Annotated in this window: 14 protein-coding genes; 10 read left to right on the top strand and 4 right to left on the bottom strand. The window is 40.1% G+C overall.

The annotated features are described in order from the left end of the window. The first annotated feature begins 11 nt into the window (after positions 1–11). From map to M9949_02965, 8 genes are read left to right on the top strand one after another with little or no spacing between them, the layout of a single operon-like run. On the top strand, positions 12–812 hold the full coding sequence (gene map / locus M9949_02930; GenBank protein MCO5250358.1) for a type I methionyl aminopeptidase: 801 nt from the start codon (positions 12–14) through the stop codon (positions 810–812). A 7-nt stretch (positions 813–819) separates the two neighbouring features. Beyond that, on the top strand, positions 820–1,038 hold the full coding sequence (gene infA, locus M9949_02935; protein MCO5250359.1) for a translation initiation factor IF-1: 219 nt from the start codon (positions 820–822) through the stop codon (positions 1,036–1,038). 11 nt (positions 1,039–1,049) lie between these two features. Then, the gene (gene ykgO, locus M9949_02940; GenBank protein MCO5250360.1) at positions 1,050–1,166 is read left to right on the top strand and encodes a type B 50S ribosomal protein L36; all 117 of its coding nucleotides are present in this window, start codon (positions 1,050–1,052) and stop codon (positions 1,164–1,166) included. 17 nt (positions 1,167–1,183) lie between these two features. Further along, positions 1,184–1,558 carry a 30S ribosomal protein S13 gene (gene rpsM / locus M9949_02945; protein MCO5250361.1) on the top strand — a complete coding sequence of 125 codons (375 nt, stop codon included), beginning with the start codon at positions 1,184–1,186 and terminating at the stop codon, positions 1,556–1,558. A gap of 44 nt (positions 1,559–1,602) precedes the next feature. Continuing rightward, positions 1,603–1,983, top strand: a complete 381-nt coding sequence (gene rpsK, locus M9949_02950; GenBank protein ID MCO5250362.1) for a 30S ribosomal protein S11 — start codon at positions 1,603–1,605, stop codon at positions 1,981–1,983. Positions 1,984–2,031: 48 nt separating this feature from the next. Next, on the top strand, positions 2,032–3,048 hold the full coding sequence (locus tag M9949_02955; GenBank protein MCO5250363.1) for a DNA-directed RNA polymerase subunit alpha: 1,017 nt from the start codon (positions 2,032–2,034) through the stop codon (positions 3,046–3,048). Between the two features lie 32 nt (positions 3,049–3,080). Then, positions 3,081–3,851 (top strand): 50S ribosomal protein L17, encoded by a 771-nt coding sequence (rplQ, locus tag M9949_02960; GenBank protein ID MCO5250364.1) that lies wholly within the window; start codon positions 3,081–3,083, stop codon positions 3,849–3,851. Positions 3,852–3,910: 59 nt separating this feature from the next. Next, positions 3,911–4,615, top strand: coding sequence for an ABC transporter ATP-binding protein (locus M9949_02965; GenBank protein ID MCO5250365.1), 705 nt, complete (start codon positions 3,911–3,913; stop codon positions 4,613–4,615). On the opposite strand, the gene M9949_02970 is transcribed toward M9949_02965, so the two are convergent. Then, positions 4,581–5,159, bottom strand: a complete 579-nt coding sequence (locus tag M9949_02970) for a phosphatase PAP2 family protein (GenBank protein MCO5250366.1) — start codon at positions 5,157–5,159, stop codon at positions 4,581–4,583. The genes M9949_02965 and M9949_02970 overlap by 35 nt on opposite strands. Positions 5,160–5,514: 355 nt before the next feature. Here M9949_02970 and M9949_02975 point away from each other — a divergent pair, with 355 nt between their 5' ends. Beyond that, complete coding sequence (locus M9949_02975; GenBank protein ID MCO5250367.1) at positions 5,515–9,048, top strand: vitamin B12-dependent ribonucleotide reductase; 3,534 nt, start codon at positions 5,515–5,517, stop codon at positions 9,046–9,048. Between the two features lie 100 nt (positions 9,049–9,148). Next, on the top strand, positions 9,149–10,351 hold the full coding sequence (locus tag M9949_02980; protein MCO5250368.1) for an aminotransferase class I/II-fold pyridoxal phosphate-dependent enzyme: 1,203 nt from the start codon (positions 9,149–9,151) through the stop codon (positions 10,349–10,351). A gap of 233 nt (positions 10,352–10,584) precedes the next feature. Here the strand turns inward: M9949_02980 and M9949_02985 are convergent, their stop codons facing one another. The 3 genes from M9949_02985 to hcp form a co-directional block, all read right to left on the bottom strand. After that, a complete protein-coding gene (locus M9949_02985; protein ID MCO5250369.1) occupies positions 10,585–10,902 on the bottom strand; it encodes a nucleotidyltransferase domain-containing protein in 318 nt (105 codons plus the stop codon). Further along, complete coding sequence (locus M9949_02990; GenBank protein MCO5250370.1) at positions 10,899–11,297, bottom strand: nucleotidyltransferase substrate binding protein; 399 nt, start codon at positions 11,295–11,297, stop codon at positions 10,899–10,901. Before M9949_02990 ends, M9949_02985 begins: the two co-directional genes overlap by 4 nt. 127 nt (positions 11,298–11,424) lie before the next feature. Continuing rightward, a complete protein-coding gene (hcp, locus tag M9949_02995) occupies positions 11,425–13,056 on the bottom strand; it encodes a hydroxylamine reductase (protein MCO5250371.1) in 1,632 nt (543 codons plus the stop codon). Between the last annotated feature and the right edge of the window lie 5 nt (positions 13,057–13,061).

Genomic DNA, 13,061 nt, shown 5'->3' on the forward strand with positions numbered 1-13,061 from the left:
CATTGACAATTATGCAGAATTTCAGGATACCAAAAGGAGCAATTAAAAAGGCTGACGAAATACGCAAAATTGAAGAATCTTGCAGAATTGTCGCCGATACTTTGAGCTTAGTCGAAAAGTATGTTGTTCCCGGAGTCGAGACTATCGAACTCGACAGAATTGCCGAAGATTATATCAGAAGCAAAGACGGCATCCCGGCATTCAAAGGTTACGGACCTTCAAACAATCCGTTTCCGAATTCTTTGTGTATCTCTGTAAACGAGGTAATTATTCACGGAATTCCAGGAAACAGAAAGTTGAAAGAAGGAGATATTGTCTCCGTAGATTGCGGAGTGTTGAAAAACGAATATTACGGTGATAGTGCTACTACGTTTTCTGTAGGCTTGTTGAGCAAGGAAGATGAAGAATTGTTGGAAACAACTAAAAATGCACTTGAAATTGGTATTGATAATGCTGTTCATCAAAATAAAGTTTATGATATAGCAGGCTCAATACAAAGCTATGTAGAATCGAAAGGCTACAGTCTGACAAGGGAGTTTACAGGGCACGGATTGGGGAAAAGTTTACACGAATATCCATCTGTCCCAAATTTTGTACCGCCCTTGTTGCATCGAAAATCAATGCCAAATTCAACTTTGTTGAATAGCATGGTAATAGCAATCGAACCTATGGTACATATTGGCAACAAAGCCATAGAAGTATTAAAAGACGGTTGGACGGTAGTTACAAAGGATAGGAAGAAAGCAGCTCATTTTGAGCACACGGTTATGATAGATGGCAACAAAGCTGTTATATTCACATTAAGAAGTTAATTATTTTATGGCAAAGCAAGATTTAATAAGAGTTGACGGGGTTATAGACGAGACATTACCAAACACTCAGTTTGTGGTCAAACTGGAAAATGGTCACAAGGTCTTGGCTCATATTTCGGGCAAAATGAGAATGAATTTTATAAAAATCTTGCAAGGTGATAAGGTTACAGTAGAACTATCGCCTTACGATTTGTCCAAAGGTAGAATTGTTTACAGATATAAGTAAAGGGGTTTGAGATGAAAGTACAAGCATCAGTGAAAAAAAGACACCCCGACGACAAAATAGTACGTCGCAAGGGTAGGGTTTATGTAATTAACAAAAAGAACCCAAGATATAAACAAAGACAAGGTTAAAATTTAGGAGTGATGTTGTGGCTCGTATAGCTGGTATTGATTTGCCAAAAAATAAGAAAGGATTTGTAGGGCTGACTTATATTTTCGGAGTAGGTCCCACTACAAGTAAGAAAGTTTTGACCGAAGCCGGTATTGATTTTGATAAAAGGGTTTCGGATTGGACTGACGATGAAGTCGCCCGTCTCAGATTGGTGCTTGATAACTTCAAAACTGAAGGTCAACTAAGGTCTGAAATTCAGATGAACATCAAACGTTTGATGGACATCGGCTGTTATCGCGGATTGCGTCATCGTAGAGGCTTACCCGTAAGAGGTCAGCGTACAAAAACTAATGCACGTACCCGTAAGGGACGTAAGAAAACTGTAGCCGGAAAGAAGAAAGCTACTAAATAATAAATAAATAAGTAAGTAATTAATTATTATTACAGGTATTTACTGTGGCAAAAAAGAAAATTAAGAAAAAGACGGTTTCCGACGTACACGGGAAAGCTTTCATCAGAGCTACGTTTAATAACGTACAGGTGACTATTACCGATATGTACGGCAATACACTTTGCTGGTCAACTGCAGGCAAAAACGGTTTCAGAGGCTCTAAGAAGAATACGCCTTATGCAGCCCAAGTTTCAGCCGAGAAACCCGCAAAAGATGCTTTTGATATGGGATTGCGCAAAGTTGATGTGTTTGTCAAAGGTCCGGGTTCAGGTCGTGAAGCTGCTATTAGAGCTTTATCACAAGCCGGTCTTGAGATTCATACCATCATTGACAAAACACCGATTCCGCATAATGGATGTCGTCCGCCTAAGCGACGTAGAGTCTAATTCTCCCTTAGGTAATAAAAATTTGTTGAAAAAAAGATATAATAATTTATGAATACTCAGATGCAAATGCCCGAGAGGGTAATAATCGAAGAGACAACTTCGGAATATCACGGCAGATTTATACTTCAGCCGTTAGAACCCGGCTACGGAGTGACTATTGGTAATTCGCTCAGACGAATTCTTTTGTCATCAATTCCGGGGCTTGCAATCATTGGAGTTAAAATTTCCGACGTGCTGCACGAATTCCAAACTATAAACGGTGTAGTTGAAGATTTGTCGCAAATAATTCTGAATCTAAAAGAAGTCCGTATGAGGGCAGAAGATAAGAAATTAACGAAGGTGAATTTACAGTTCAAAGGTCCGGGAACATGGACTGCAAAGGATATTCAAGATGCAGTGCCAACTCTCGAAGTAATGAACCCCGACCATCATATTTGCACTATCGCCGAAGACGGAGAATTTGATGTGGAACTCAGACTTGGCAGAGGCAAAGGTTACGTTCCTGCTGACGAGCAAGTTATTACTGATTATCCGCTTGGAATGTTGCCCTTAGACAGTATTTACACTCCTATTCAAAATGTGATTTACACAATTGAACCTTATCGCGTTGGTCAACGTACCGACTACGACAAATTGATTATGGACGTCAGAACTGATGGAACGATTACTGCCCAAGAAGCAGTTCACTTGTCTGCAAAAATCATGCAAGACCATGTAAAATATTTCATTAATATCGAAACTACTGAAGAAGAACCACCATCGGTCGAATCGCAAGAAGAAGAATTGAAAAATCAAGAGCGCAACAAAATTAGAAAAATACTCTTGACTCCTGTTGATGAACTCGAACTTTCGGTTCGTGCTCACAATTGCTTGAAAGCAGCAAATATTAAGACTTTAGCTGAATTGGTTCAGCTCCAAGAATCAGAATTGCTCAAATTCCGTAATTTCGGTAGAAAATCTTTGGCTGAATTAGCCGAAGTTGTCTTGAATAGCGGATTAGAATTTGGCATGAGCGTTGAGCAATACCTGAAAGAGGACGTTAAACCAATCATTAACCTTGATTAGAAATATATAAAATTAATTGATAGAGAAAAGATATGAGACACCAAGTATCGGGCAGAAAACTCAATAGGACCAGCAGTCACAGAAAGGCACTGCTTCACAATTTGGCTACTGCTCTTTTCGAACATAAAAAAATTCATACTACCGAAGCTAAAGCTAAGGAGTTAAGACCATTCGCCGAAAGACTTATTACCAAGGCGGTTCACGCTTTGCAAAATGAGCAACAAGGCAATTTGCACGAAGGTCAAACAATTGATATTCACAACAGAAGAGTAGTCGGCAAATTTATTCGTGACAAAGCAGTTTTGCAAGAATTATTCGATAGTATTGCTCCGGCAATTGGTACTCGCAACGGCGGATATACCAGAATAATCAAAACAGGCATTCGCAGAGGCGACGCAGCAAGAACTGCAATCATTGAATTGGTTGATTTCTCGACCCCTCAAGATGGCGCCTTCTCATTTACGAAGAAAAAGAAAGGTACTGCTAAACCTGTAGCGAAAGCTAAGACTAAAGCCGTAGCTCCTGTTGCTAAAACTGAAGAAGTTGCGCCAGTTGAAGTTGCAGAAGAGCCAATCATTGTAGCCGAAGAAGTTGCTCCGGTTGATGAAACAGTAGCTGCCGAAGAAGTTGTAGCTGTCGAAGAAACAGTAGTAGCTGAAGAACCAACTGCTGAAGCGGTGGTTGAAGAACCAACTGCAGAAGTAGTTGCCGAAGAAGCTCCTGCTGCCGAAACCGAAGCTCCTAAAGACGAAGCTAAGACTGATGATGAAGCTCCAAGCGAAGACGAAGCTAAGAAAGATTAGTAAATTCTGTTGAATAAATTATAGGGACTTTCTATTTCAGAAATGGAAAGTCTTTTTTTATGTTACTGACTTCAAAAAATATAAACAAATCATTCAAACTCAAAGCAGATTCGAGCATTGAAGTGCTACGTGGCTTAGATTTTGACGTGGCTAAAGGCGAATCTGTAGCTTTGATGGGTCCATCGGGTGCAGGGAAAAGCACTTTGCTCTACATCTTGGGAGCTTTGGATAAACCTGATTCCGGGAGCATCAACTATTTTTCCGATTCTGGTGTGACCGATATTTTAGCAATGAATGATGATAAATTGTCCAATTTTCGGAACAAATTTATCGGCTTCATTTTCCAATTCCACCACCTTCTACCCGAATTCACAACTCTTGAAAACGTGATGATTCCGGGTATTATTGCCGGAAATAATCGCAAAAAAGTTAAAGCAAGAGCTATTGAATTATTAGAAAAAGTCTCAATGCAACATCGCTTAGAGCACAAACCTTCGGAACTATCCGGTGGCGAACAACAACGCGTTGCCATTGCAAGAGCTTTGATTAATAATCCGGTGGTCATGCTTGCCGACGAGCCGACAGGAAATCTTGATTCTGCCAATTCTGTTGCTGTGCTTGATTTGCTTACTCAAATCAGACAAGAATACAAGCTAACTATGATAATCGCTACTCACAGCCGCGAAGTAGCAAATTTTGCCGATAGAATTTGCACTATGGGCGATGGAATTATCGTGGACGAGCATCATAATTCTGCGATTTGAGCGATTTTCTGAATATTATGTTATCAATATATCTCACGATAAAAGTCACGATTAGTGCTACGACAGTACCAAATGCAGCACCTGCCAAAATGTCCATCGGATAGTGAACACCGACATATACTCGCGAAAGAGCCATAAGCGATGCAACTAAAAACAAAATGATTGCCTCGCGACGAAAGAATGAAACCAACACTACAGCCGCTGCAAAATTATTTGCGGCATGTGATGACGGCATGGATTTGCCACCACCGCATGGCATTAAGAGTCTGACATCATCTAAAACGTGACAGGGTCTGATTCTTCCAATCATTTCCTTTAGGTATGAGCTGTTAATTTGGTCAGAAGCGATAATGGTGAGAATGAGAGCAACTGCTGCAACTCGTCCGGCTCTGCCTGCTCTGAAAAAAAGTATGTAAAAGCCTAACAAATACAGTAGCAACCAGCTATCTACTTGGGTTATGAAAGGCATCATTTTATCGAAAATAGGATTTGCCCAACCATGATTGATTGCATAAAAAAGCCATTCGTCAATTTGTTGAAACATTTATTTTATATTAATATTTGTATAAATCTTTATATCTAAAATAATTAAAAATTGATTTGAAGAATGTGGAAAAGTAAAATTTTGTAGCATAAAATAATATGCTTAGATTTATTTCTATGAATGTCACCGAAACAAAATTATTTTTGTGATAATCAGGGCAGTGCAAAATAATTTCTTAGTATAAGCTATTTCATTTGCTTATTTTCAAATTATTTCTTAATTTGCATATAAGCATAAAGACAAAGTCGCAAAAGATACGAAATATCATAAACGGGGGAATCGCAGATTCACACTATATCATTACACCCCTGTCTGAACTTAGAAACTTACAATATATTATAAATATGGATGTTCTATGAAAATCTTACGAAGATTTACAAAAGAAGGGACAAGCCCCTTCGACATGTTCACATACACGAAACGAGCTTCTGTTTTGCGTAATCCGGACGGTTCATTAGTATTCGAAATGAACGATATCGAAGTGCCATCTCAATGGTCTCAGCTTGCGACTGATATTTTGGCACAAAAATACTTCCGCAAAACAGGCGTTCCACAATTAGATCAAAACGGCAAGCCTTTGCTTGATGCCAAGGGTGAGGCTATACTTGGACCCGAAAAATCTGTCAAGCAAGTGGTTCACCGTTTAGCCGGTGCTTGGAGACATTGGGGAGAAAAATATAAATACTTCGATTCCGAAAAAGATGCTCGCATTTTTTATGATGAAATTGCATTCATGCTCTTGAAACAAATGTGTGCTCCAAATTCGCCGCAATGGTTCAATACGGGGTTGAATTTTGCTTACGACATCACAGGAAGCAAACAAGGTCATTATTACATCGAACCTGAAACAGGCAAGCTGACCGAATCAACTGATGCATATACACGTCCGCAACCGCACGCTTGTTTCATCCAATCCATAGATGATGATTTGCTCGGTGAAGGCGGAATATTTGATTTAGCAACTCGTGAAGCACGTATTTTCAAATATGGCAGTGGGACAGGCACCAATTTTTCTAATCTCCGCGGAGGTGGCGAAAAACTTTCCGGCGGTGGCTATTCATCAGGTCTGATGAGCTTCCTCAAAATATTTGACCGCGCTGCAGGTGCGATTAAATCCGGTGGGACTACTCGCAGAGCGGCTAAAATGGTCATCGTTGACATTGACCACCCCGATATCGAAGAATTTATCGAATGGAAAGCTAAAGAAGAAGAAAAAGTAGCAGCATTGGTGGCGGGTTCGCGCATAAATGCAGCATTCATGCAAGCTATCATGGAAGAAGCAATTACCAATGGCGCTGATATAAACACCAATAAAGTACTTCGCGACTTAATACAGAAAACGCTTAATCGCGGTACACCGTTAAATCATATTCAACGCGTTTTGGATTTGGTCAATCAAGGTTTCACTTCGCTTGATTTCCCCGTATTCGATACTCATTACGAAGGCGAAGGCTATATAACAGTTAGTGGACAAAATTCAAATAATTCAGTCCGCGTCACTAACCAATTTATGTATGCCGTTGATAACGACGAAATGTGGGAACTCAAATGGCGTGCTAAAAATGATACAGCAAAAGTTGTTCGTGCAAGGGATTTGTGGGATAAAATCAATCTTTCGGCTTGGAAAAGTGCTGACCCGGGCTTGCAATTTGATACTACTATCAACGAATGGCATACTTGCCCTAATTCGGGTAGAATCAATGCCAGCAACCCTTGCAGCGAATACATGTTCCTCGATGATACGGCTTGTAATTTGGCAAGTTTGAATTTGATGAAATTTTACGATGAAGAAACTTCAACTTTCAAAATTGAAGATTTCCGTCATGGTGTCCGACTTTGGACGATTGTGCTCGAAATTTCAGTATTGATGGCGCAATTCCCATCTGCTCGAATCGCTGAATTGAGCTACAAATTCCGCACTTTGGGTCTCGGATATGCCAATCTTGGTACATTGCTGATGGTAAACGGCATTCCATATGATTCGCCTGAATCTTTGAGTTGGGCTGGCGCTATTACTGCTATTTTGACAGGTCAATCATATGCTACATCTGCCGAAATGGCTAAAGAATTAGGTGCATTCCCGGGCTATGAAGATAACCGCGATGCTATGCTCCGCGTAATCCGAAATCACCGTCGCGCCGCATATAATGCTCCTCCTGCTGAATTTGAAGATTTAACAGTTCGCCCGATGGGTATCAATCCCAAATTTTGCCCTGCTGAATTGGTTGAAGCTGCAAAAGAATCTTGGGACGAAGCATTGGAAATCGGCTCAAACTTTGGCTACCGTAATGCGCAAGTTTCAGTTATCGCTCCAACCGGAACTATTGGTCTGGTGATGGATTGCGATACAACAGGTATTGAGCCTGATTTTGCAATCATCAAATACAAGAAACTTGCAGGTGGCGGTTACTTCAAAATTGTTAATCAATCCGTCCGCAAGGCTTTGGCTAAACTCGGATACTCGGAACAACAAATTGAAGACATCGAAAAATACAGCAAAGGCAGCGGAACTTTATTAGGTTGCCCGTCAATTAATAAAAAATCGCTAAAAGAAAAGGGATTCACAGACGAAAAAATCGAATTAGTCGAAAAGCAACTCGATAATGTTTTCGATATTAAATTCGCTATGAATAAATGGGCTTTGGGTGAAGATTTCTTACAAAAAATCGGCATTACAAAAGATGAATACGAAGATGCAGGATTTGATTTGCTGAAACGAATCGGATTTACCGAATCGGAAATTGATGCTGCAAATGATTACGTTTGCGGTACGATGATGATTGAAGGTGCTCCTCACTTGAAAAAGGAACACCTCCCGATATTTGATACTGCAAACAAATGTGGCAAAAAAGGCACAAGATATATTGACTATATGGCTCATATCCGTATTATGGCAGCAGCTCAGCCTTTTATTTCAGGTGCAATATCGAAAACTGTCAATATGCCGGCACATGCTACCGTTGGTCAAATCAGCGAAGTGCATGTCAAATCATGGAGAATGATGCTAAAAGCAATTGCGATTTATCGCGATGGCTCGAAATTGTCCCAACCGCTCAATTCGTCCAATTACAAAGGCTTAGACGAAGTGGTCACCTTGGGCGACGAATATACTCTTGATGAAACTAAGGGACCGAAAGAAGTTCAGGAAATCATTGCCGATAGCCAAAGATACAAACTTGTGCGTCATAAATTACCCAAAAAACGCGATGGTCATATTCGTGAAGCTGTAGTTGGCGGTCACAAAGTATTCTTGCGTACAGGCGAATATGAAGATGGAAAAATCGGCGAACTTTTCATTGATATGTACAAAGAGGGCGCATCATTCCGCGGATTGTTGAATAGTTTCGCTATTCTGGCATCGAAGGCACTGCAATATGGCGTTCCTTTGGATGACCTCGTGGATACATTCACATTCACAAGATTTGAACCCGCAGGCATCGTCGAAGGGCACGAAGCGATTAAAAATTCGACTTCTATTCTCGATTACGTTTTCCGTTCACTCGGATATGATTATCTCGGTAGAAATGATTTTGTTCACGTCAAAGCAATTGACGAAGTGCCGGAACCGAACGGCGGGAATAAAGATTTGCCCTTAGAAAGCAAAACTAATCCAACTGAAGATACTATCGAAGCAAAACCCGAAATTGCTCCTAATAATATTGATTCATCACCTGAAATGTCGGATATAGCAGTTGGTGTTAGCGGCAATACTTCATCTATTTCAAATGGCAATGGTTCGATGCTCAAAATCAAAGTCGGCTCGGTCTCCGAAGCCCAATCTTTTGGCTATACCGGCGAACATTGTTCAAATTGCGGCTCGATGAGAGTCAAACGCAATGGCAGTTGTACGGTTTGTGAAGATTGTGGTTCGACAAGCGGTTGCTCATAAGGAATTTTAAATAAATTAAGTAATTTCTTCGTAATTTTGTAATCGGTATTTGTGCTAAAAACACAAAACCGATTATTTCTTTTTATATTGGAGAAACAAAATGGCTTTGAAAAAAATTATTCCCGCACACAAGACTAATGATGTTAAATATGCGATTCGTGATATTATTGCTTTGGCTGATTCGGTAGCAAAAACCGGCAAGCAAATGTATTATCTCAATATTGGCGACCCGAATATTTATGACTTCGTTACTCCTGATACTGTTGTAAATGCTACTTGCGAGGCTATCAGAAGCAATAAAAACGGTTATGCACCATCATCAGGCATCAAAGATGCTCTCGATGCTATCAGGCTGGATGCTAACAATAAGGGCATTTTCAATATTCTTGATGCTTTTGTAACAAATGGTGCGAGTGAAGCAATCGAAATTTGCTTGACTGCATTGCTCAATCAAGGCGAAAATTTCTTGATGCCGACACCGGGCTATCCACTCTACACAGCAGTCCAAAGCAAATTGGAGTTAGAACCAAATCCCTATTACTTGGACGAATCTAACGGCTGGCAACCGGATATCGAGGACATCAAAGGCAAAATCAATTCACGCACTCGTGCAATTGTGCTTATCAATCCGAACAATCCAACAGGCTCGATTTGCAAACCTGAGACTTTGCTCGAAATCGTAAAATTGGCTAAAGAGCATAATCTTGTGATACTTGCAGATGAAATTTACGACAAATTGATTTTTGACGGCAAAAAAATGACTTCGATTGCTGCACTTGATGATGAAGTTTCTTGCATCACTTTTTCGGGCTTATCCAAGAATTACGTCGCTCCGGGATTCAGAATCGGCTGGGGAGTTGTGAGTGGAAAGCAAGAAATTTTGGGTGATTATGTAGAAGCTATCAACAAATTATTGCGCTCGCGAGTTTCGTCGAATCATCCCGAACAATACGCAATCGTACCCGCTCTTCAAGGCGACCAATCGCATCTCGTTGAAATGGTGTCGCGACTTGAACGCCGCCGCGATTTGATGATTGATGCCTTGGCGAAAATTGACGGAATTGACCTTGTGCCACCCGAAGGCGCCTTTTACGCTTTCCCGACTATCAAAGTGCGTGATGACAATCACTTCGTAACTCAGCTAATCAAAGAAACCGGCGTAATCGTGGTTCCGGGCTCAGGTTTTGGGCAACGTCCCGGCACTTCGCATTTCAGAATCGTTACGCTTCCCCAAGAAGAAGTTCTGACAAAGGCTTTTGCGCTAATAGCCGAATTTTACTCCTATTACCGTAATAACGACTAAACTAATTAGACTGTCTTATCCTGAAAAAAGTTGACAAACATAGCCCACGGTTTTAACCGTGGGAAAATGGAAATGAAAATCAAATTTAAAACCATTTTAATGGTTTTAATAAATGAAAACTTACACGGTTAAAACCGTGTTTAATAGTAAAAAACATAAACTGCATCCCACGAATGAATTCGTGGGCTATGTTTTCAAAAGTAATTTTGTAAAGCCTGTTTCGTAAATCAAATTCAGATTAGTAAGGATGCTCTTTCATAAAATACTTCCCCTACCCTATTGATATGCTCAATCAAATCGGTGGATTTTATTTTGTGAAAAATTGAAATATCAAACAAATACGGCAAATGTAATTCCTCTATTTCAATGTTTATTTTTGTTAGTATCGAATAATCCAAGTCCTTCCCTATTAGAGTGAGGTCAATATCCGAGCCTGCGCGGTAATTGCCTTTGGCTCGTGAACCATAGATAATCACTTCCTCAACTTCAGGAATCTTTTCAAATACTGAGTTGATTGCTGCAATTACATTATTTTCAAGCCCGAACATCATAATAAGCTTTTCATTTTTGTTTCAAAATCGAGAAACAGTTTGTAATAAATATTTACAATATTGTCATGAATTTGGGCGGCTTGCTCTTCGTCGTATGTATGGACAGTTTTAATCCTATCATCAACCATATTCATCCAATTAGTTCCATCAGAAATAAGTCCTTTGTTAAATCCCATTCGAATAGCATCGCGGCTGCCGTTGATTTCCACAGAACCCTGATATATGAAATAATCGCGAATGACTTTCCACGCAAGTTCATATGTATATTCAAAGCATTTAATCAATCCTTGTTCTTCAAATTTGTTCAATTCACCATGCTCAATGAACTCTTTTAATTGGCTCAATGCACTTTCGTAATTTGAGAATCGTTGCTTCCATCTTATGTCTTGATTCATGGCTCTACCTGATTGCAAATAAACTATTTATCGCAGAGACGAGTAATCAACTTAGTTAATTTTTATTTACAAAAAAAACTGCAACCCTTATTTCAAAGAGTTGCAGTTCATGTATATTGGGTGTAGCTTATCCCAATATTTCATGAAGGTCTTGTTCGACCGTTGTTATCGGTTGTATACCGAAGTTTTGGACTAAAAATTCCAGAACTTCCGGCTCAATAAATTGAGGCAAAGTCGGACCCAGACGAATGTTCTTGATTCCTAATGAGAGCAAGCTCAGCAAGATTGCCACGGCTTTTTGCTCGTACCATGACAAAATGAACGATAGCGGCATCGAATTGACATCTGTATCGAGTGCTTCAGCTAATGCAGTTGCGATTTTGATTGCGGAATATGCATCATTGCATTGCCCGACGTCCATCAATCGCGGCAATCCTGCTACTTCACCAAATTCGAGCTTGTTAAAGCGATATTTACCGCAAGCAAGTGTCAATATTATGCTGTCTTTGGGCACCGATTGTGCGAAATCTGTGTAGTAATTGCGTCCGCTACGGGCGCCATCGCAACCGCCAATCAAAAAGAATCTGCTGATTTCGCCTGATTTTACTTTTTCGACAATAGCGTCCGCATTGCTCAATACCGCATTATGTCCAAATCCTGTAAAGATGAATTTTTCAGCTGAATCTTCTTGGAATCCCGGCGCTTCGAGTGCAACTTGAATTAATTCCGAGTAATCTCCATTGGAAATATGCTTGATTCCTTGCCAAGCGACTAAACCTGTGGTAAATAGGCGCTCTGCGTATGTATGCAATGGGAATTGGATGCAATTTGTGGTCATCAGAATCGCCCCGGGGAAATTGTCGAATTCCATTTGTTGGTCTTGCCAAGCGCCGCCGTAATTACCGGCAAGGTGTTTGAATTTCCTTAATTCGGGGTAACCGTGAGCAGGAAGCATTTCACCATGAGTATAAATGTTGATTCCTAAGCCTTCAGTTTGTTGGAGTAAATTGTACAAATCGTTCAAGTCATGCCCCGAAACTAAAATAGCTTTTCCTTTTATAGGTGTAATTCTTACTTTTGATGGCTCAGGATTGCCAAATTTGCTTGTGTGAGCCTTGTCGAGCAATTCCATCACCTTCAGATTTTGCCGCCCGACATCCATTGACATTTTGAGCAAAACTGTAGGGTCGTCGGATATGCTTACTTTTGATAGCGTTTCATGGAAAAATTTATATACTTCTTCATCCTTGAATCCCAGCATAAGAGCGTGGTCTAAATATGCTGCTACACCTTTCAATCCATAAATCGCTAATTCCTGCAATCCGGTAATAGTTTTGCCGAATGTTGCTTGTTTTGCAGGAATTGAAGTTTTGTACCAGGCTTCTTGAATAAATTGATAGTCATCAACAAAATTGAAAGTGGCGTAATCGGGCAATGTTTCTTCTTCGGCTATATTAGCTTGTAGTGCGATGTTTTTAGCTTCATCGCGAGCCTTGCAAACTTCAACCACCATATCTTTGATTCTCAACGCATCGAAATTGACATTTGTCATAGTTGTAAATAATGCTTCTATAACATATTTATCATATTTTTCGGTATTGATATTATTTTGGTTGAGTATGTGTGTGTAAAATGATAAGCCCTGAGTGGCATACTGCAAAATATCTTGCAACTTGGAAGTCAAATCATCTTTGCCGCACACGCCCATATTGTCCATGCATCTAAATCGTACATTTTGTTCACATTGATAGCAAAACATGTTTA

This window comes from Candidatus Kapaibacterium sp., assembly GCA_023957315.1.
Lineage (GTDB): Bacteria > Bacteroidota > Ignavibacteria > Kapaibacteriales > UBA2268 > PGYU01.